The 21,116-nt window shown below is 60.9% G+C and carries 17 protein-coding genes; 3 read left to right on the forward strand and 14 right to left on the reverse strand.

The features are described 5' to 3' along the window. Window positions 1-182: 182 nt before the first annotated feature. From hutH to hutC, 9 genes are all read right to left on the reverse strand, one after another. Complete coding sequence (gene hutH, locus AWM79_RS14915; protein WP_017132461.1) at window positions 183-1,727, reverse strand: histidine ammonia-lyase; 1,545 nt, start codon at window positions 1,725-1,727, stop codon at window positions 183-185. 109 nt (window positions 1,728-1,836) lie between these two features. Then, window positions 1,837-3,360, reverse strand: a complete 1,524-nt coding sequence (locus AWM79_RS14920) for an HAL/PAL/TAL family ammonia-lyase (protein WP_060783153.1) — start codon at window positions 3,358-3,360, stop codon at window positions 1,837-1,839. Window positions 3,361-3,443: 83 nt separating this feature from the next. Next, the gene (locus tag AWM79_RS14925) at window positions 3,444-4,274 is read right to left on the reverse strand and encodes a quaternary amine ABC transporter ATP-binding protein (RefSeq protein WP_017132463.1); all 831 of its coding nucleotides are present in this window, start codon (window positions 4,272-4,274) and stop codon (window positions 3,444-3,446) included. Then, a complete protein-coding gene (locus tag AWM79_RS14930; protein ID WP_017132464.1) occupies window positions 4,271-5,122 on the reverse strand; it encodes an ABC transporter permease in 852 nt (283 codons plus the stop codon). Before AWM79_RS14930 ends, AWM79_RS14925 begins: the two co-directional genes overlap by 4 nt. A gap of 226 nt (window positions 5,123-5,348) precedes the next feature. Beyond that, window positions 5,349-6,317, reverse strand: coding sequence for an ABC transporter substrate-binding protein (locus AWM79_RS14935; protein ID WP_060783154.1), 969 nt, complete (start codon window positions 6,315-6,317; stop codon window positions 5,349-5,351). Window positions 6,318-6,435: 118 nt separating this feature from the next. Then, on the reverse strand, window positions 6,436-7,905 hold the full coding sequence (locus tag AWM79_RS14940; RefSeq protein WP_017132466.1) for a purine-cytosine permease family protein: 1,470 nt from the start codon (window positions 7,903-7,905) through the stop codon (window positions 6,436-6,438). Between the two features lie 44 nt (window positions 7,906-7,949). Next, complete coding sequence (gene hutU / locus AWM79_RS14945; protein WP_060783155.1) at window positions 7,950-9,650, reverse strand: urocanate hydratase; 1,701 nt, start codon at window positions 9,648-9,650, stop codon at window positions 7,950-7,952. Between the two features lie 383 nt (window positions 9,651-10,033). After that, window positions 10,034-10,612 (reverse strand): HutD/Ves family protein, encoded by a 579-nt coding sequence (locus AWM79_RS14950; protein WP_060783156.1) that lies wholly within the window; start codon window positions 10,610-10,612, stop codon window positions 10,034-10,036. Then, on the reverse strand, window positions 10,609-11,277 hold the full coding sequence (hutC, locus tag AWM79_RS14955; RefSeq protein WP_244159658.1) for a histidine utilization repressor: 669 nt from the start codon (window positions 11,275-11,277) through the stop codon (window positions 10,609-10,611). Before hutC ends, AWM79_RS14950 begins: the two co-directional genes overlap by 4 nt. 220 nt (window positions 11,278-11,497) lie before the next feature. Between hutC and AWM79_RS14960 the strand changes: the two genes are divergently transcribed. Next, window positions 11,498-12,862 carry a formimidoylglutamate deiminase gene (locus AWM79_RS14960; protein WP_060783157.1) on the forward strand — a complete coding sequence of 455 codons (1,365 nt, stop codon included), beginning with the start codon at window positions 11,498-11,500 and terminating at the stop codon, window positions 12,860-12,862. Window positions 12,863-13,011: 149 nt separating this feature from the next. On the opposite strand, the gene AWM79_RS14965 is transcribed toward AWM79_RS14960, so the two are convergent. Both AWM79_RS14965 and bamE read right to left on the reverse strand, forming a co-directional pair. Further along, on the reverse strand, window positions 13,012-13,569 hold the full coding sequence (locus AWM79_RS14965; RefSeq protein ID WP_060783158.1) for a lipocalin family protein: 558 nt from the start codon (window positions 13,567-13,569) through the stop codon (window positions 13,012-13,014). A 30-nt stretch (window positions 13,570-13,599) separates the two neighbouring features. After that, on the reverse strand, window positions 13,600-13,854 hold the full coding sequence (gene bamE, locus AWM79_RS14970; RefSeq protein WP_017132472.1) for an outer membrane protein assembly factor BamE domain-containing protein: 255 nt from the start codon (window positions 13,852-13,854) through the stop codon (window positions 13,600-13,602). A gap of 273 nt (window positions 13,855-14,127) precedes the next feature. On the opposite strand from bamE, the gene AWM79_RS14975 reads away from it, so the two are divergent. Continuing rightward, complete coding sequence (locus AWM79_RS14975) at window positions 14,128-16,020, forward strand: methyl-accepting chemotaxis protein (RefSeq protein ID WP_060783159.1); 1,893 nt, start codon at window positions 14,128-14,130, stop codon at window positions 16,018-16,020. A 68-nt stretch (window positions 16,021-16,088) separates the two neighbouring features. Here the strand turns inward: AWM79_RS14975 and AWM79_RS14980 are convergent, their stop codons facing one another. The 3 genes from AWM79_RS14980 to AWM79_RS14990 form a co-directional block, all read right to left on the reverse strand. Then, window positions 16,089-16,691, reverse strand: a complete 603-nt coding sequence (locus AWM79_RS14980; protein WP_060783160.1) for a DUF924 family protein — start codon at window positions 16,689-16,691, stop codon at window positions 16,089-16,091. Window positions 16,692-16,695: 4 nt separating this feature from the next. Next, a complete protein-coding gene (locus AWM79_RS14985; protein WP_017132476.1) occupies window positions 16,696-17,706 on the reverse strand; it encodes a class 1 fructose-bisphosphatase in 1,011 nt (336 codons plus the stop codon). 249 nt (window positions 17,707-17,955) lie between these two features. Further along, window positions 17,956-20,406 carry a glycogen/starch/alpha-glucan phosphorylase gene (locus AWM79_RS14990; RefSeq protein WP_017132477.1) on the reverse strand — a complete coding sequence of 817 codons (2,451 nt, stop codon included), beginning with the start codon at window positions 20,404-20,406 and terminating at the stop codon, window positions 17,956-17,958. 264 nt (window positions 20,407-20,670) lie between these two features. Here AWM79_RS14990 and AWM79_RS14995 point away from each other — a divergent pair, with 264 nt between their 5' ends. Next, complete coding sequence (locus AWM79_RS14995; RefSeq protein ID WP_017132478.1) at window positions 20,671-21,105, forward strand: YkgJ family cysteine cluster protein; 435 nt, start codon at window positions 20,671-20,673, stop codon at window positions 21,103-21,105. The last annotated feature ends 11 nt before the right edge of the window (window positions 21,106-21,116 follow it).

A 21,116-nucleotide genomic window follows, 5' to 3' on the forward strand; every position in this document is an offset into this window, starting at 1 on the left:
TTCTTATCGGTACAGATCGATGAGAATCAGACTTGTGGCGAAGGTCTTGCGGCCACCCGACCGCAAAAAAGGGTCGCAGAGTACCCAACCCAACCCGCTCAGGCAAAAATCATCTGCCGGGCGGCAGGCCCCCATTTCAATCGGTGGCAGCCGCCAAGTCCGTTCCTGGCAATGCTTACAGGCTAGTGGCCGGTGCTAGGCAGCAACTTCGCCGGGACCAGCGGGGTCAGGCAGCGCGATGCCAGCAGCTCGCTAGCCGCTTCGATATCCGGGGCGAAGAAACGGTCCTTGTCGTAGTAGGCCACTTTTTCACGCAGGGTCGCACGGGCGGTTTCCAGAGCCGGCGAGGTTTTCAGGCCGTTACGCAGGTCCAGGCCCTGACAGGCCGCCAACCATTCGACCGCGAGAATCCCACGGGTGTTCTCGGCCATCTCCCACAGGCGCTTGCCGGCTGCAGGAGCCATCGACACATGGTCCTCCTGGTTGGCGGAAGTCGGCAGGCTGTCAACACTGTGCGGGTGCGCCAGAGCCTTGTTCTCGCTGGCCAGGGCCGCAGCGGTCACTTGGGCAATCATGAAGCCGGAGTTGACGCCGCCATTGGCCACCAGGAACGGCGGCAACTGCGACATGTGCTTGTCCATCATCAACGAAATACGGCGCTCGCTCAGGGAACCGATCTCGGCAATCGCCAGAGCCATGTTATCGGCGGCCATGGCCACCGGTTCGGCGTGGAAATTGCCGCCGGAAATCACATCGCCCTCGGCAGCGAATACCAGCGGGTTGTCCGATACGGCGTTGGCTTCGACCACCAGCACGTCGGCTGCCTGGCGCATCTGGGTCAGGCAGGCGCCCATGACCTGCGGTTGGCAGCGCAGGGAGTACGGGTCCTGGACCTTCTCGCAGTTCTCGTGGGAGCCGGACACTTCGCTGTGCTCGCCCAGCAGGTGACGATAGCTGGCCGCCGCGTCGATCTGGCCGCGCTGGCCACGCGCTGCATGGATTCGGGCGTCGAACGGCGAGCGCGAGCCCAGCACTGCCTCGACCGTAAGGCTACCGGCGACCAGGGCAGCGGCGAACAGATCTTCGCCTTCGAACAGGCCACGCAGGGCAAAGGCAGTGGATACCTGGGTGCCGTTGAGCAACGCCAGGCCTTCTTTAGCGGCCAGAGTCAGCGGTTGCAGGCCGGCCCGCTTCAGCGCGGTCGGTGCGTCCAGCCACTCACCCTGATAGCGGGCCCTGCCTTCGCCCAGCAGCACCAGCGACATATGGGCCAAGGGTGCCAGGTCGCCGGAGGCGCCGACCGAGCCTTTCAACGGAATGTGCGGATAGACCTCGGCATTGATCAGCGCGATTAACGCATCGATCACCTGGCGACGAATCCCGGAGAAGCCCCGGCTCAGGCTGTTGACCTTGAGCACCATGACCAGGCGCACCAGCGCGTCGCTGATCGGCGCGCCGACACCGGCGGCATGGGACAGCACCAGAGAGCGCTGGAGGTTTTCCAAGTCTTCACTGGCGATGCGGGTCGACGCCAGCAGACCGAACCCGGTGTTGATGCCGTAGGCGGTACGGTTTTGCGCAAGGATCTGCTCGACGCAGGCAACGCTTGCCTCGATCTGCGCCGCCGCGCTGTGGTCGAGGGTCAGTTTGACCGGCTGCTGATAGACGGCGCGCAGTTGCGCGAGGGTCAGTTGGCCGGGAATCAGGTTTAACGCAGTCACATTCATGCTCCTTTTGAGAGTTTTATTAACTACCAGTCGCTCCGGAAGCTTCCGTTATCCGTCGCTGTCCGCTTTTTTGAGCGGATGGCGCCTTGGCACGCTGGTTATCGTGGGATCAATGCAGGTTCGTCAACCTGTCGTGCAGAAGCGTGGCGTGCTTGAGAAGCGCTGCCGCGCTGGCGATATCCGGCGCCAGCCAGCGGTCGTGCTCATAGGCCGGTACGTGCTCGCGCAGCAGTTTCCACGCGACGTCGGTGCCAGCGCCGAAGCGCTGCTCCTTGAGGAATTCAAAAGCCTGGCCCGCCAGTAAATACTCGATGGCGAGGATCTGCGTGCAGTTTTCCAAAACCTGATGCAGCTTGAGCGCGGCGTTCGTGCCCAGGCTCAGGTGATCTTCTTGCAGCGCGGAAGTGACATAGTTATCGAGCACTGCCGGCTGCGCCAACTGGCGGTTCTGCGCACAAAGGGAGGCGGCGACGTACTGCACGATCATCATCCCGGAGTTGACTCCCGGCTGGCTGACCAGGAACGCCGGCAGCCCACTGACATGGGGGTTGATCAGGCGGTCGAGGCGACGCTCGGCAATCGAACCGATTTCCGCCATGGCGATCGCCAGCAGATCCGCCGCAAGAGCGACCGACTGCCCGTGGGGATTGGCCTGGGACATCACCCGGAAATTATCCGGAGTGCCCAGCAACAACGGGTTGTCAGTACAACCGTTGAGTTCGATTTCGATCTGCTGGGTAGCATGGACCAGTTGATCGCGGACCGCACCGTGAACCTGTGGGATCGAACGCAGACTCAAGGCGTCCTGGGTGCGAATGCCCTGGCTCGCGGCGATCACTGCGCTGCCGTCAAGCAGCCTGCGCAAGTTGGCGCCGACCTGTTGCATACCGGGATGCGGCTTGAGCGCGATGATTTGTGCGTCGAACGCGGCGATCTGCCCGCGCAGGGCCTCGAAGCTCATGGCCGCGGTCACATCGGCCCACTGCACCAGACGATGCGCGTCGGCCAGCGCCAGGCAACTCAAGCCGCTCATGCACGGTGTGCCGTTGACCAGGCACAGTCCGTCCTTGGCCCCCAACTGCACCGGGAGCAGACCTGCCGTGGCCAGCGCCTGCCGAGCGGCAACGATCTGCCCGCGATAGCTGACCTGGCCGATGCCGAGCAGGGCCACACCGATATGGGCCATATGAGTCAAGTAACCCACCGACCCCTGAGAGGGCACCTGTGGGGTGATGCCGTGATTGAGCAACGCCAGCAGGGCTTCGACCACCTGACGATGCAGGCCGGACTTGCCGTGGCTGTAGTTGATGATGGCGGCGCAGATGATCGCCCGGGTCTGCTCGTCGGCCAACGGCGCGCCGACGCCGCAAGCGTGGCTGAGCAGGGTATTGCGCGACAACTGGCTGAGTTGTTCGCCGCCCAGCGACACATCGGACAGGCCACCGAGGCCGGTATTCACGCCATAGGCCCGCTCACCGCTGACCACGATCCGTTGGACGATGGTCTGGGCGTTGTCGATCCGTGCCCAGGTCTGTGGCGCCAGTTCGAGCCGTGCGCCGTGGCGAGCCACCGCGACCACATCTTGCCAGCGCAAGGGCGCATCGGCGATAACGATTTTTTCAGCCTGGGACATCTGAAACCTCACACAAATTCCGATGATCAACACCTGTGGCGGTACGGCGTTCCGAGCAGCCCCTCGCCACCAAAAAACTCACTTCATATCGTTGCAATACGCCGCTGAACAAACCGGTTCACGTACTCATCGGCGGGCGAATGGAGGATTTCCTTCGGCGTGCCGACCTGGATCAGTTTGCCGTCCTTGAGAATCGCGATGCGGTTACCGATACGCACAGCCTCGTCCAAGTCGTGGGTGATGAACACGAGGGTCTTGTGCAGCGACTTCTGCAGTTCCAGTAACTGATCTTGCATCTCGGCGCGGATCAGCGGGTCCAGTGCGCTGAACGCCTCGTCCATCAGGATGATGTCGGTGTCCGCAGCCAATGCCCGGGCCAGGCCGACGCGCTGGCGCATGCCGCCCGACAGTTGGTGCGGATACTTGTTCTCGTAGCCCTTGAGGCCCACGGTGTTGATCCAATGCTGTGAGCGCTCGACGCACAGTTCCTTGCTCTCGCCACGGACCTTGAGGCCATAGGCGACATTTTCCTGCACGGTCTTGTGGGGCAGCAGGCCGAAGCTCTGGAACACCATGCTGATCTTGTGCCGACGGAATTCGCGCAGGGCTTGCATGTCGTGCTGGAGGATGTCCACGCCGTCCACCAGGATCACGCCGCTGGTCGGATCGATCAGGCGGTTGAAGTGGCGAACCAGGGTCGACTTGCCGGAACCCGACAGGCCCATGATCACGAAGATCTCGCCGGTGCCAATGGTCAGTGACAGGTCGTTGACCCCGACCACGCAACCGGTCTCGGCCAGCACTTGGTCCTTGGTCTTGCCCTGGTGGATCAAGTTCAGCGCATCGCTTGCACGCGTGCCGAAAATCTTGAAGACGTTCTTGACTTCGATCTTGCTGACGATGGAATCAGTCATTTGCTCACCTCATGACGCGCACGACCATAGGCCTGGGTAATGCGGTCAATGACCACGGCAAGAATCACAATGGCCAGCCCCGCTTCGAGACCGCGTCCGACGTTCAGGGTCTGGATCCCGACCAGCACATCCTCGCCCAGACCACGGGCACCGATCATCGAGGCGATCACCACCATCGACAACGCCATCATGGTGGTCTGGTTAATCCCAGCCATAATGCTCGGCAACGCCAACGGCAGTTGCACGCCGAACAGTTGCTGCCAGCGGTTGGCGCCGAAGGCATTGATCGCTTCCATCACCTCGCCATCCACCTGGCGGATACCCAGGTCAGTCAAGCGGATCAGCGGCGGCGCGGCGTAAATCACCGTGGCGAAGATCGCCGGAACCTTGCCCAGGCCGAACAGCATCAGCACCGGAATCAGGTACACGAAGCTGGGCATGGTCTGCATGATATCCAGCAGCGGCATCAGCACCGAACGCAGGCGATTGCTGCGTGCCGACAAAATGCCCAGGGGAATCCCGATCAGCACCGAGATCAGCGTCGCCACCAGCATCAGCGCCAGAGTCTGCATCAGTTTGTCCCACAGGCCGACCGCGCCGACCAGAAACAGCAGGCCGACGATCACCACGGTGGTCACCACCTTGCGGGTGGCATGCCAGGCGATGCCGCCGACAATGGCCAGCATCAACCACCAGGGCGCTAGGCGCAGCAGGCCTTCCAGATTGACGATGGCCCACAGCAGGGTGTCGGAGATGTGGCGGAACACATCGCCGTAGTTGGTCACCAGCGAATCAACCCAACCGTTGACCCAGTCGGCGATGGAAAACGTGAAATTCTCGGGAAACATTGGAAACTCTCGATCAAGTGGGTGTAGCGCTCGGACGAAAACCAGTCGAGCGGCGATCAGGCAAGGCAAAAATGGGCGGGGAAACGCAGTTTAGTTCACTCACTGAGCATTACTCACTTCGTTCGCCCGAGCCAATTTTTAACGGTGCATGATCGTCGCGCAGGCCGTTTACCTCGGAGCCTGCGAACGTCCCGGCCAGCCTCTCGGTTAGCCGGAAGGTTATTACCTACAGAGCCGCATTGATTTTTCTGGCAGCCTCGGCGCTGACCCAAGCCTGCCAGACCTCAGGGTGTTCCTTGAGAAAGGTTTTCGCCAGCTTTGGCGACTCGATCCGCTCCTTGGCCATGCGCCCCAGGTTCTGGTTCAGCAAATCGATCGGCAGATTAGCCTTTTCCAAGACAGCGACCAATTCAGGCGCTTCGTCGTGGAAAGTCCTGGACAGACCGACCTTGATACTCACGCTCTTGTCGACACCCGGTTGCTCTTCCAACTTGATCAGGTCCACTTGACCCATCAGTGGCGTCGGCGACCAGTAGTAGAACAGAATCGGTTCGCCGCGCTTGTAGCTCGACAGCACCGCCGCATCCAGAGCCGGCCCGGTGCCAGGTCGGAAGTTGGTGTAAGTGCTTTCCAAGCCGTAGCTTTTCAGCATCTCACTGTTGTCCAGCTCACAGGTCCAGCCAGCCGGGCAGTTATAGAAGCGCCCCTTACTCGGTTCTTCCTGATCCTTGAACACCGCGGCGTACTGCGCCAGGTCGGAAACCTTCTTCAAGTTGGGAGCCTTGGCCGCGATCTTGCGTTTGGCATCGCCTTCGACCACATAACGCGGCACATACCAGCCCTCGATGGCACCGACCACCGGCGCACCGACACCGACGACCTTCCCGGCTTTCTCAGCCTTGTTCCAGACTTCACTGCGACCGACCCACTCCTCGGCGAAGACCTGGATATCGTTGCTGCTCAGGGCGTTCTCCATGGTGATGGAGTTGCCTGGCAGACTGTCGGTCTTGCAGTCGTAGCCTTTTTCGAGGACAAATTGCAGGACGTCGGTCAGCAACATACCGCTTTCCCAGTTGAGGCCGGCGAACTTCACAGGCTTGCCGGATTCGCACCAGCCAGCGGCCTGGCTGGCACCGGCGGCGGCCAACAGGCCCAGGGATAACGCCGTGGTGAGCAGGGTCTTGGTCATTTTCATTATGTGACGTTCCTCATCATGAAGGGGTTAACGGCAGTCAAGAGGCATCCGGCCTTGGGAGGCCCGCGAGCAGGCCCTGTCCACGTTTTCCAATACAGGCGCGGGTTGTGCTCGGCGGCTAGACGGCCGACGGCTGAACCCGATCGTCGATCTTTTGCGCCGCGAGGTCGCCCTGCTCTATCGCCAGGATCAAATGATCAGGAACCGCGCTATGCCACTTCTTCGCGGCGAAGTAGTACAACGCCGCCGGAACCACCAGACCGATGATCCAGGAAATGTCGGTATCGCCCAGGCTCGCAACCAGGGGGCCGGTATAGAAATGGGTGGCAATGAACGGCATCTGGATCAGCACGCCGAACACATAGATGCTGATGCCCATGATGTTCCAGCGACCGTAGCGGGCATTGGGATCGGACAGCGCGGGGATGTCGTAACGTTCCCTGGTGATGCAATAGAAGTCCACCAGGTTGATCGCGCTCCAGGGCGTGAAGAACGCCAACAGGAACAAGATGAACGCGGAGAAATCCTTGAGGAACGAGTCCTTGCCAAGCAGCGCCAGAGCCGTGGCGATACTCACCATGATGAAGATGTAGAACAGGCGCACAGCGCTGGAAATATGCCGGCTGCCACGAAAGCCGCTGATGATGGTGGCGATCGACATGAAGCTGCCATAGGCGTTCAGCGTGGTCACGGTGACTTTGCCGAAGGCCACGGCGAAGTACAACGCCGCCGCGACAATTCCGGTACCACCGAGACCGACGATGAAAGAAACTTCGTGATGGGCAAATTGCGAACCGGCCAGTGCCGCCGCGAACACACCGAAGACCATCGAGGCCTGGGCACCGATCACCGACCCCAGGCCCACGGCCCAGAAGGTTTTCGCTGCCGAGGTGCTGCGTGGCAGGTAACGCGAGTAATCCGCCACATAAGGTCCGAACGCGATCTGCCAGGAGGCCGATAGCGACACCGCCAGCAGGAAGCTCGCCGGGGAGAAATGCTTGTTGCCCAGCAGCGCGGCAATATCATTGCCGGCCAGCAGCTTGTAAAACAGGTAGATGAAAGCGATCACTCCCAGCACACTGGCGATACGGCCCACGCCGTGGATCACCCGATAGCCGAAGATAGTGAAGATCATGATCGAGGCGGCGAACAGCACGATACCGACCCAGTCCTGGACATGGAGCAACTGCGCCACTGCTTGTCCGGCCAGCAGTGAACCGCTGGCCGAGAAGCCGATGTACATCAGGCACACCAGCACCAGGGGGATCACCGCACCGTAGACACCGAACTGCACGCGACTGGAGATCATCTGCGGCAGGCCAAGCTGCGGGCCTTGCGCGGCATGCAACGCCATCACCCCGCCGCCGAGCAACTGCCCGAGCAGCAGGCCGATCAGCGACCAGTAGACATCGCCACCGAGCACCACCGCCAAGGCACCGGTGACAATCGCGGTGATCTGCAGGTTGGCCCCCAACCACAGGGTAAACTGACTGAGTAGGCGACCATGTCTTTCCGCTTGGGGTATGTAGTCGATCGAACGTCTTTCGATCAACGGTTTGTTGCCTGCACGATCATTTGGCACTGCCATTGTTCAACCTCTGTGGATTGTTTGTCGTTGGGTGCGGCGCCGGCTTATTTGCCGGTAATCATCGGCAGGTTCAGGCCTTGTTCCTTGGCGCAGTCGATGGCGATCTGGTAACCGGCATCAGCGTGGCGCATGACACCCGTCGCCGGATCGTTGTGCAGCACGCGGGCGATACGTTCGGCCGCTTCGTCGCTACCGTCGCAGACGATCACCATGCCCGCATGCTGAGAAAAGCCCATGCCCACGCCACCGCCGTGGTGCAGGGACACCCAGGTAGCACCGCTCGCGGTATTGAGCAGAGCGTTCAACAGGGGCCAGTCGGACACAGCGTCGGAACCATCCTGCATCGACTCGGTTTCGCGGTTCGGGCTAGCCACGGAACCGGAATCCAGGTGGTCGCGACCGATGACGATCGGTGCCGACAACTCACCGTTGCGCACCATTTCGTTGAAGGCCAGGCCCAGCTTGGCGCGCTGGCCCAGGCCAACCCAGCAGATACGCGCCGGCAGGCCCTGAAAGCTGATGCGCTCGCGCGCCATGTCCAGCCAGTTGTGCAGGTGGGCGTCGTCCGGGATCAGTTCCTTGACCTTGGCGTCGGTCTTGTAGATGTCCTGCGGATCGCCCGACAGCGCGGCCCAGCGGAACGGACCGATGCCACGGCAGAACAGCGGACGGATATAAGCGGGAACGAAACCAGGGAAGTCGAACGCGTTCTCGACACCTTCTTCCTGGGCCATCTGGCGGATGTTGTTGCCGTAGTCGAAGGTCGGGATGCCTTGCTTCTGGAAGTCAAGCATCGCTTTGACATGCACCGCCATCGACGCCTTGGCGGCCTTCACCACCACCGCAGGTTCAGTGATGGCGCGAGCGCGGTATTCTTCCCAGGTCCAGCCAACCGGCAGGTAGCCGTTGAGTGGGTCGTGGGCGCTGGTCTGGTCGGTGACCATGTCCGGGCGCACGCCACGCTTGACCAGTTCCGGCAGGATTTCGGCGGCGTTGCCGAGCAGGGCGATGGAAATGGCCTTGCCCTCCTGAGTGTATTTGGCGATACGCGCCAGGGCATCGTCGAGGTCGCGGGCTTGTTCATCGACATAACGGCTGTTCAGGCGAAAATCGATGCTGACCTGCTGACATTCGATATTCAGCGAGCACGCGCCGGCCAGGGTCGCGGCCAGAGGTTGCGCACCGCCCATGCCGCCTAGACCGGCGGTCAGGACCCAACGGCCTTTCAGGTTGTTGTCGTAATGCTGGCGACCGGCTTCGACGAAGGTTTCATAAGTGCCCTGGACGATGCCCTGGCTACCGATATAGATCCAACTACCAGCGGTCATCTGGCCGAACATGGCCAGGCCCTTGGCATCCAATTCGTTGAAGTGCTCCCAGGTGGCCCAGTGCGGCACCAGATTGGAGTTGGCGATCAGCACGCGCGGGGCGTTGCTGTGGGTCTTGAATACGCCGACCGGCTTACCGGATTGCACCAGCAGGGTCTCGTCGTCATTCAGGTGAGTCAGGCTCTCGACGATCTTGTCGTAGCATTCCCAGTTTCGCGCAGCCCGGCCGATACCGCCGTAGACCACCAATTCCTTCGGGTTCTCAGCCACTTGCGGGTCGAGGTTGTTCATCAGCATCCGCAGCGCCGCTTCGGTCAGCCAGCTCTTGGCGGTCAGTTGGTTGCCACGGGCGGCACGGATTTCGACGTCACGGCGCTTGGTAAAATTGGCGGTAGGTTTCTGGGTATTCTCAGTCACGAAAAAACTCCTCTGCGATCGTCCAAACCCGCCCAGGCAGTGGGCAAGCGAGCTCGTGCGGACCAGATCCTCACAAGCGGAAAATAGGGTGGCGCGTAACCGTATCCGTTGATTCATACGCACACATACTTACTTGTACATACAAGCATATGCAATCAAACGGCCAACTTGAAAATCAGAGGCTGAGAAATTTTTCAGAATAGTTGGAGAACGCTGTAGGACGGGGCCTTGAGCGGAAAATGAAGTGGTGGGACGAAAAGAAGATACAGGTAAGAAACTGTTACCGAGAGAGGGTTTTGTGCCGTGCTGGGGCGTTCGGTAACAGGTTAGTGCGCAGCGTAAACGGCGGTTGATCGAATGAGCGGGGTGCCCACCCGTCCTAGTCAGGTGGGAGTCAACTCGATCACACAGCAACGTCCGGTCACCGATACTTCAAGCAACTGTGCGTTACCTTCCAGTTGCAGACAGTCATGACGTCCCAGCACTTCAGCGCCGCTATTGCCCAGGCCGACATGCAGTGGGTCACTGATACTGAAGACCAGCAGCACGTGCGCCGAACTGAAGAAACGCATGGGCTGCATGGCATCCAGCCATTGCAGGCGGGCGCTGTAGCGATCCGGCAGATAGATCAGGTTGAAGTCGCGGATCGGTCCATCGAGCAGCGCGCAACTAACCTGGCTCGCACCACTGAAGGCAAACGGGTCCAGGGCCAGCAACGCCCGGCTGCGCTCGCCATCGACCTGCAAGATCATGCCCGCGCCCTGCAGTACGGTAATGATCCGCTCATAGCCGGCGAAGCTGGAAAAGCCCCCTGACTCGCCGATATCGGCAATCGACAGACGCCAGCCAAAACCATCCAAGCCCTCCCCGGCGTCACGAGTGACTTCCTCGGTGCTGCCACCGCCGTTTTTCCACGGCATGCGCGGATAATCCACCGCACGTAGGACTTTCAGTGAGCTCATTTGGTAAAGCGTCCTTCCAGGCGATGACGGGAACCGGGGTGGATCAGGCGAGCGGCTGTCACTGGCTGACGACCGGACCAGGTCCGGCGGCGGATCAGCAGGCACGGCTCGCCCGGTTCGATCTGCAGCAACTGGCATTCGGTGGCGTCGGCGAGAATGGCCTCAACCACATGCTCGCCCTCGGTCAGTGGCGCGACTTGGGACAGGTAGGCGTAGGGCGTCTGCAGAGTGAAATCCTGCTTGAGGTAGTCCGGAGCCACCAGCGCATTAACGAAGCGGTCTTCAATCTGCACCGGAATACCATCCTCCAAATGCACGATCAGCGAATGGAAGACCTTCTGCCCTTCACGCATGTCCAGGGCCACGGCCCGCTCGGAACCAGCGGCCTCTTCGCCAAGGGTAATGATCTGGCAGGTGTGGCGATGGCCGCGCGCGGCGATCTCATCGGCAATGTTGTGCACCTCGAACAGCGCCGACTGGCTCTTGGGCTCGGCGACAAAGGTGCCGACACCCTGCATGCGCACCAGCCGGCCTTCGGCGGTCATTTCCCGCAGGGCGCGGTTGATGGTCATGCGGCTGTAGCCCAGCTGTTCCACCAGTTCGCTTTCGGACGGCACGCGATAATGCGGCGGCCAGTTTCCGCTGTCGATCTGCTGGGTGATCATCTGTTTGACGCGGGCATATAACGGCGCCGGACTATCGCCCAGGTGGGCAGCCAGCGGCTTGTTGGCAGGCGGAGTCGGCACAGGAAATCCTTGTTCGATGTTAAAGGTGGTAGTGGCCTGTAACCCACTAACCGTACAAACCACTAGCTTGCCGGAGTTTACCGGGCAGGCAAACGTCTGTATATGTATATACAAATAACACACGATGGGGTGCTAAACCATGTCCGTCTTCTTTGCCGAACGCGCGCTGCTGCCCAGTGGATGGGCCAAAAATGTACGCCTTGAGGTCAATGCCGAAGGCATGTTGGCTCAGGTCCAGGCCGACTCCCATGCGCAAGGCGCCGAACGGTTGAGCGGCCCGTTGTTGCCGGGCATGCCGAACTTGCATTCCCACGCCTTCCAGCGGGCAATGGGCGGTCTGGCGGAAGTGGCCGGCAATCCGAACGACAGCTTCTGGACCTGGCGCGATTTGATGTATCGGCTGGTGGGCAAGATCAGCCCGCAGCAGATGGGCATCATCGCCCGCCAACTCTATATTGAGATGCTCAAGGCCGGTTACACCTCGGTGGCCGAATTCCACTATGTACACCACGACACCAACGGCCAGCCCTATGCCAATCCAGCGGAACTGGGATTGCGCATCAGCCAGGCGGCTGCGGACACGGGCATCGGCCTGACCCTGTTGCCGGTGCTCTACAGCCATTCCGGCTTTGGCGGCCAGGCCCCGAATGACGGCCAGCGGCGCTTTATCAACAGCACCGAAAATTACTTGGAGTTGCAGGCCCGCTTGCAGCCGCCGCTGGCCAAGCAGCCGGCCCAGGCTCTCGGGCTGTGCTTCCACTCGTTGCGGGCGGTGACACCGCGGCAGATCAGCGAGGTGCTGGCCGCCAGCGACCGCCAGTGCCCGGTGCATATCCATATCGCCGAGCAACAGAAGGAAGTCGATGACTGCCTGGACTGGAGCGGCAAGCGGCCGTTGCAATGGCTGTACGATAATGTCGAGGTCGATGAACGCTGGTGCCTGGTGCACGCTACCCACGCCAATGCCGAGGAAGTCACGCGCATGGCCCGCAGCCGGGCGATCGCCGGGCTGTGCCCGACCACCGAAGCGAATTTGGGCGACGGCATCTTTGCGGCGGTGGATTTTCTCGCTCAGGGCGGGCGCATGGGCATCGGTTCCGACAGCCATGTGTCACTGAGTGTGGTGGAGGAATTGCGCTGGTTGGAATATGGCCAGCGCTTGCGCGATCAACGGCGTAACCGCCTGTATCGTGCCGCCCAACCGATGGTCGGGCGCACCCTGTATGACGCGGCACTCGACGGCGGCACTCAGGCGCTCGGGCAATCGATCGGCAAGCTGCAAGCGGGCAAACGCGCCGACTGGCTGGTGCTCGACGGCAACGACCCCTATCTGGCGACCGCCGAGGACGATGGCATTCTCAATCGCTGGCTGTTCGCTGGCGGCGATCGCCAGGTCCGTGACGTCATGGTCAACGGCCAGTGGGTGGTGCGGGGTGGTCGACATGCGGACGAAGAACAAAGCGGGCGGGCATTTACCCAGGTATTGCGTGACCTGCTGAACTGAGCCCTAGGCTCTGTACGAGATGTATCTGCGCTCGCCCATGCGGCGTTGAAAGTCGGCTCGCCTGGCCTGGCCCTCGCTCGAAACCATTTCCTACAGGCTCACGTAGCCTGTAGGAACGCCTCTCGCCACAAACGCTCATCATCAACCAATCAGTTGGGCATCTTCGAGTCCGGCGTGCGCCAGATCAGTCGCGTGGTGTCATAGCCTTGCTGGCGTGCCCGGCTCAGCAGATCTTCCCGAACCTCCGCATTGACCTTGGTGGTGCGCGATAGCAGCCACAGGTAACGCCGGCTCGGGTCACCGACAATTGCCGTGTGGTAGTCATCGCTGACATACAGAACCCAGTAGTTACCCTTGGCCACGCCCGGCAGCAATGCGGTGAACCAATTGTCGAAGCGCACCCACAGCTTGTCGGTCTGCCCTCGCACTTGCGGTGTCGCCGTTCCCTTGGCCTCCTCCCACGCCCATTGCTCGGTCAGACAGCGATTGAACACTGCCATCTTGCCGTCGGCCATCAAGCTGTAGCGCGCTTCGGACTGAGCGCAGTGGCGCTGGAAATACATCGGCATTCGCGCCAATTCGTACCAGGTGCCCTGGTAGCGCTTGAGGTCGACATGACCTGCGGTCTTAGGCGCTAGATCGTCACCAGACGTAGCGCAACCAGCCAGCAACAAACCAGCCAAGAGAGAGACAACCAAACGCAACATTCTTCTTCTCCCAAGGGCTCGCGCCCCGGTTTACTTCAGGCCTTGCCCGGAAAACATTAGGACTTTGTCACCGGCGTACTGCACGCTGATAAAGCTATTCTTGTTACCCCAGGTACAGCTCGACATGCCCAACGCCCCCGAACAATCCGAAGGACTGCCCAGTAACGACTCGACCTGCGCCTTGGGCATGCCCGTGGACAGCTTCGAATAGTTTTCCTGGTTGACTTTGCTGCAAGCGACCAACGACACGCACAACGACAGCAGAGCGAGAGAGCGCAACGACATGGGGAGAAACTCCTGAGGACGAAAAGGTCGGCGCGAGGCCTACCGCAATCTTAGAAGAGAAAAGTGCCATCTGGTTCCCGAGCCTACGACCTTTTCTTACGGCACTTTCCTGTGCAGATCAGCGATTTTGCTAGCAAAAACAGCCGGTGCCGCAGGTTTATCATTAAGAAATTAATATTTAACAAGAATATGCCGATAGATAAAGGCATCCTGCCATCAAGCGTGGCAAATTGTCGCCCTTTTGTTGACCAGCCTTTTGCGGACAGCCACTTCATGACCAAAAATCTCAAATTCAGTCACAAGATCCTCCTGGCTGCGGCCCTGGTGGTTGCCGTGGCGTTCGCCTGCTTCATCCTGTTCAACGACTATCGCCAACGCGAAGCCCTGCGCAGCAGTACAGAAGCCTCGATGCAGGTCCTTGGCAGCCTGACCACCAGTAACATCCAGGTCTGGCTGGAAAGCCGCATGCAACTCCTGCACTCACTGGCGCAGCAGATCGCCGTGGACGGCAATGCCGCCGATAGCCTCAAGCACGCCTTGGGCCTACCCGTCTACGCCGACAACTTCCAACTGAGCTATTTCGGCGGCCAGGACGGTGTGATGGTCTCGGTCCCTGCGGGCAACCGCACCGCCGACTACGACCCGCGCGCCCGTGGCTGGTACAAAGCCGCCACGGCTGCCCAGCGGAGCATCGTCACCGAACCCTACATTGCCGCCTCCTCGGGCAAGTTGGTGATCACCCTCGCCACCCCGGTACTGCATGACGGCAAGTTCATCGGCGTGGCCGGCGCGGACATCGATTTGACCAGCATCAGCGCTATCATCCACTCGTTGAACTTCAGTGGCCACGGCCAGGCGTTTATCGTCAGCGCCGACGGCAAGATCCTGATCCACCCGGACAGCAAGCTGATCCTCAAGAACCTCAGCGAAGCCTATCCAACCGACACACCGAAGATCAGTGCCGGCCAGACAGAGGTCACCGTGGGCGGCAAGACCCAATTCATCTCCTTCACCCATGTCACCGGCGTACCTTCGGCCGACTGGTACGTGGCGTTGGTGCTCGATCAAGACGCCGCTTTCTCGATGCTTCGCGAATTCCGCACCTCGGCGATCATCGCCATGGCGATCGCGGTGGTCATCATCATTGCCCTGTTGGGTATGCTGATCCGCGTGCTGATGCAGCCACTGCACCTGATGGGCCGAGCCATGCACGATATCGCCGAAGGCGAGGGCGATCTGACCAAGCGCCTGACTATCCACGGCTATGACGAATTCGGCACCCTCGGCATGTCGTTCAATCGCTTCGTAGAGCGCGTCCACACCTCGATTCGCGAGGTGGCGTCGGCCACTGACCAGGTCAATGAGGTCGCTCTGCGCGTAGTCAGCGCGTCCAACTCATCGATGCTCAACTCCGACCAACAGGCCAGCCGCACCAGCAGCGTCGCGGCGGCGATCAACCAGCTCGGCGCCGCAGCCCAGGAAATCGCCCAGAACGCCGCCCTCGCCTCGCAGCATTCGAGCGATGCGCGCAGCCTCGCCGAAGAGGGTCAACACGTGGTGGACAAGACCATCGTCGCGATGCAGCAACTGTCGGCGAAGATCAGCGATTCCTGCGCCAATATCGAAACCCTGAACAGCAATACGGTGAACATCGGGCAGATTCTCGAAGTGATCACCGGCATTTCCCAGCAGACCAACCTGCTGGCGCTCAACGCCGCGATCGAAGCGGCGCGGGCCGGTGAGGCCGGGCGCGGCTTCGCCGTGGTAGCCGATGAGGTACGCAACCTCGCGCACCGAACCCAGGACTCGGCGCAGCAAGTACAGAAGATGATCGAGGAGTTGCAGGTCGGTGCACGGGAAGCGGTAGGCATCATGACCGACAGCCAGCGTCAGAGCGAAAGCAGCGTCGGCATCGCCAACCAGGCCGGAGAGCGGCTGGGCAGCGTGACCCAGCGGATCGGCGAGATCGACGGCATGAACCAGTCGGTGGCCACCGCGACCGAGGAACAGACGGCGGTGGTGGAGTCGATCAATGTCGATATCACCGAGATCAATACGCTGAACCAGGAAGGCGTGGAAAACCTGGAGTCAACCTTGCGTGCCTGTGCGGACCTGGAACAGCAGGCGGCGCGGTTGAAGCAGTTGGTGGGCAGTTTCCGGATCTGACCAGCCCCAATTATCCCGAGGCGGGCACCGCTCTGGTGGCGAGCGAGCGGTGCCCGCCTCCAGAAAATTCAGAACCCTGAGCCGGGTTCGCGCAGGAACGCCGCTTCCTCAACCGTAGACTCACGTCCGAGAATGGCATTGCGGTGGGGAAAGCGCCCGAACCGGGCAATCACTCGCCGATGCCGTTCGGCATAGTCCAGATTATCGGCAAACACCGCCTGCTGCTCCGCCGCCTGCTCCTCGACCAAGGCCACAAAACGCGACACCGCCTCGTCCTGCGCCGCCAGGCTCTCGCAGTGCTCCAACACCAGGTAGATAAACACCCTCTGTATCGCCGGTAGTCGTCGGTCGAAGTCCGCCGCCAGTCCCTGGGACACCAGCGCCTGGGCGCGGGCATCACCGCAGAAGGCCCGTGGCGTATCGCGAAAGATCATGCGCGGCAGTTGATCGAGCAGGATCACCACGGCCAGCCAGCCTTCGGGACATTGCGTCCACTCGGCTAAACCACCGGTCAGTGCCTGCTCGACCTGGGCGCCGAAACGCTCGCGGGCCTCAAGGTCCTGGCTGTCACGCTTGCCAAACCACAACCGCCCCTTATCAGCCACGATCTCAGCCGGTGTCTGGGCGAAACCGAACCACCAATCGAGCAGCGGTTGCCAGGGCGCGGACATGGCGTTATTCCTTGTGATAACCGGTCACCCGGGCGACTTCTTCCTTCGACCCAAGGAATACCGCCACGCGCTGGTGCAGGCCGTCAGGCTGGATATCGAGGATGCGCTGGTGGCCGTCGGTGGACGCGCCGCCGGCCTGCTCGATCAAGAAGGACATCGGGTTGGCCTCATACATCAGGCGCAGCTTACCCGGCTTGGAGGGTTCGCGACTGTCGCGTGGATACATGAACAGGCCGCCACGGGTCAGGATGCGGTGCACATCGGCGACCATGGAGGCGATCCAGCGCATGTTGTAGTTCTTCTTCAGCGGACCTTCTTCACCGGCCAGCAGCTCGTCTACGTAGCGCTTGACCGGGGCTTCCCAGTGACGCTCGTTGGACATGTTGATAGCGAACTCCTGGGTGCTGGTCGGCACGGTGATATTTTCATGGGTCAGTACGAAGCTGCCCATTTCACGGTCCAGGGTAAAGCCCTTGACGCCGTCACCGAGGGTCAGGATCAACATGGTCTGCGGACCGTAGATCGCGTAGCCGGCCGCCACCTGCTGGGTGCCCGGCTGCAGGAAGGCCTTTTCATTCAGGCTTTCGTTCTGGCTCAGGTGCTCGTTGGGGCAGCGCAGTACCGAGAAGATGGTACCGACCGAGACATTGACGTCGATGTTCGACGAGCCGTCCAGCGGATCGAATACCAACAGGTAGGCACCTTTGGGGTATTTGCCGGGAATCTGGTAGGCATTGTCCATTTCTTCGGACGCCATGCCGGCCAGGTGGCCGCCCCACTCGTTGGCTTCGAGCAGGATTTCGTTGGAAATCACGTCGAGTTTTTTCTGCACTTCGCCCTGCACGTTCTCCGTGCCCATGCTGCCCAGCACGCCACCCAGCGCGCCTTTGGAGACGGCATGGCTGATTTCCTTGCAGGCACGCGCGACCACTTCGATCAGGAAGCGCAGATCGGCAGGCGTGTTGTTGCTGCGGGTCTGCTCAATCAAATAGCGACTCAGGGTAACGCGGGACATGGATGGCTCCGGAGAAAGGGGGCTGGAAACCCGCGCAGTTTAACGCGAGTTGCGCTGCAAATCCTCTTGTCAGACACAGATGCCCCGCAGAGAGTTCACAAGCACGACTCAGCGTAGCCGCAAACCTGTGCAACGCGCCCGGAAGATTGCTCGTTCGTCCGGGCTGCGGCGGCGTGCGCAACAAGCCAAGGGCCGCCCGCGCAGTCTATCGATCTGCCTCAAAGGCAATGGCGTCAGCCTGACAACTGATCATTCCAGTGCTTTCCAGATATCGGTGGCGTATTCGCGAATGGTCCGATCCGACGAGAACCAACCCATGCGCGCACTGTTCAGTACCGCAGAACGCCACCACTGGTTGCTGTCATGCCAATGCGCCTCGACTTGGGCCTGGGCGGCCCAGTAGGCATCGAAGTCGGCGCAGACCAAAAAGCGGTCGTAATCGATCAACGAATCGATCAAACCGACATAACGCGCCGGGTCGTCCGGGGAAAACACCCCACCCCGAATAGCCTGCAACACATCATTCAGGCGATGGGAGGCCGCCACATCCGGCACCGCGCTGAACTCGCCATTGTGTTTGCGTAATTCCACCTGCTGGGCAGTGAGGCCGAAGATGAACATGTGCTCCTGGCCCACTCGCTCGCACATCTCCACGTTGGCGCCGTCCAGGGTGCCGATGGTCAGCGCGCCGTTGAGACCGAACTTCATATTGCTGGTACCGGACGCCTCGAAGCCAGCGGTAGAGATCTGCTCCGACAGGTCGGCCGCCGGGATGATGCTTTCCGCCAGGCTGACGTTGTAGTTGGGCAGGAACACGACTTTAAGCAGGCCGCGCACGGTCGGATCGTTGTTGACCGTGCGGGCGATATCGTTGGTCAACTTGATGATCAGCTTGGCCTGGTGATAACTCGCCGCAGCCTTACCGGCGAAAATCTTCACCCGCGGCACCCACTCGGTTTCCGGCTCGGCGCGGATCGCCTGGTACAGGGCCACGGTGTGCAACAGGTTGAGCAACTGACGCTTGTACTCGTGGATCCGCTTGACCTGCACATCGAACATCGCCGCCGGGTTGATCGCGATCCCCAGCCGCTCCTGGATCAACGCCGCCAAGGCCCGCTTATTGTGCAACCGCTGTTCGGCGAACTGCTTGCGAAACCCGGCCTTCTCGGCAAACGGCTCCAGCCCCTGCAACAGCGCCTCGGGATTGTCGAGCAGCTCCGGACCCAGGGCCTCGACCATCATCTCGGTGAGCGGCGGGTTGGCCTGGTACAGCCAGCGACGGAAGGTAATACCGTTGGTCTTGTTGTTGATTCGCTCCGGATAAAGCGCGTGCAACTCGCGGAACACCGTGCTGCGCATCAACTGCGTGTGCAAGCCAGAAACGCCGTTGACGCTGTGGGAGCCGAGGAACGCCAGGTTGCCCATGCGTACCCGACGCCCGTTGTCTTCCTCGATCAGCGACACCGCGCGCAGCACGTCGAAATCATGAATACCCTTGGCCCGTAGCGCATCGATATGCTGGGCGTTGATCAGGTAAATGATCTGCATATGGCGCGGCAGCATGCGCTCCATCAACCCCACGGGCCAGGTTTCCAAAGCCTCGGGCAGCAGGGTGTGGTTGGTGTAGGACAGCGTCTCGACGGTGACTTGCCACGCCGCATCCCAAGTCACGCCATACAGGTCGACCAGTTGGCGCATCAGCTCGGCGACGGCAATCGAGGGGTGAGTATCGTTGAGCTGGATGGCCGCGTGCTCGCCGAGACTGAGCACCGAGTCATGCATGTTCTTATGCCGGCGCAACAGGTCCTGCAGGGACGCGGAGACAAAGAAATATTCCTGGCGCAGCCGCAGTTCCTGACCGGCTTCGGTGCTGTCCGCCGGATAGAGCACGCGGGAGATACTTTCGGCCCTGGCCACCTCGGCCACCGCCCCCAAATGGTCGCCGGCATTGAAGCGCTCCAAGTGCAATTCTTCCGTCGCCCGTGCCCGCCATAGGCGCAAGGTGTTGACGCTAGCACCGCGCCAGCCGACCACCGGCGTATCGTAGGCCACCGCCCGGACCGTTTCCGCCGGCCACCAGACCTGCCGACTCAGACCGGTCTCGTCCTGCACGGTTTCGACGCTGCCGCCAAAGCACACGGGATAGATCACCTCGGCGCGCTCGAACTCCCAGGGGTTGCCGAAGTCCAGCCAGTTCTCGGTCTGCTCCTGCTGCCAACCGTCGACGATGGCCTGGCGAAACAACCCGTGCTCGTAGCGAATGCCATAACCATGAGCGGCAATGCCCAAAGTCGACATGCTTTCCATAAAACATGCCGCCAGGCGCCCCAGGCCACCGTTGCCCAGCGCCGCATCGGGCTCCAGCAGGCGAATACGCTCCAGATCCACGCCAAGGTCCACCAGCGCCTCACGGGCGATATCCAGCAGTCCGAGATTGCTCAGGCTGTCGTACAGCAGTCGACCGATCAGGAACTCCAGGGAGAGGTAATAGACGCGCTTCTGGCCCTTGCGATAGATCTGTCGGGTGTGATCCATCCAGTGCTCGACCATATGGTCGCGGGCGGCCAAGGCGATGGCCTCGAACCAGTCATGATCGAACGCGTGATCGGGATCTTTACCTACTGCGTAGGTAAGTTTGGCGAGGACGGCGGCACGAAAGGCCGCCACCTCATCGTCACGGACAAGCGGTTCCTGAGACATCGATACGACCTCTAGCGAGATGGACGATTGAAAAGGCGGGCTGTCTGAGCCTAGTCGCTTCGACACAAGGCGACGGCTCTGGTTCGCTGGTTTTTTCGACCATAACCGGAAAAACCGGATAGACCCGAGATGCGCAAAAAAATGCGGTCCTGCGGGAAACTTCGCACAAACGTGCCGTTGTGCGAAAAACCGGCAAAAGGTTGTTCACAAATTCGCCAGCCCCGGTATCATCGCGCGCCCTGATACACCCTGGATAACAGCCGGATGAAACCCACTCTGATCGCCGCCGCGGAACTCGACCGCCTCGAAACCTGGCAGAAGTATTCGAGCCATATGTGCTCAGGCTGCATCTCCAGCTGCTGCACCCTGCCTGTGGAAGTGAAGATCAAGGACCTGATCCGCATCGGTATCGTCGACGAATTCGAGCGCGGCGACCCGCCGAAGAACATCGCCAAGCGCCTGCAGAAAGAAGGGATCGTCGAACGCTACAACCAGAAGTCCGAGATTTTCACCCTGCAACGCATGAGCAACAACGATTGCCTGTACCTGGATCGCAAGTCACGGCTGTGTACCATCTATGAAAAACGTCCCGACACCTGCCGCAACCATCCCAAAATCGGGCCACGACCCGGGTATTGTGCCTATAAGCCAAAGGCCCCCGTGCGTCAGGCACCAGACAAGACTTTGTATCATTTCTGACCAGTAGCACC

The sequence above is a fragment of the Pseudomonas agarici genome, assembly GCF_001543125.1.
In the GTDB taxonomy this organism is placed as follows: Bacteria; Pseudomonadota; Gammaproteobacteria; order Pseudomonadales; family Pseudomonadaceae; genus Aquipseudomonas; species Aquipseudomonas agarici.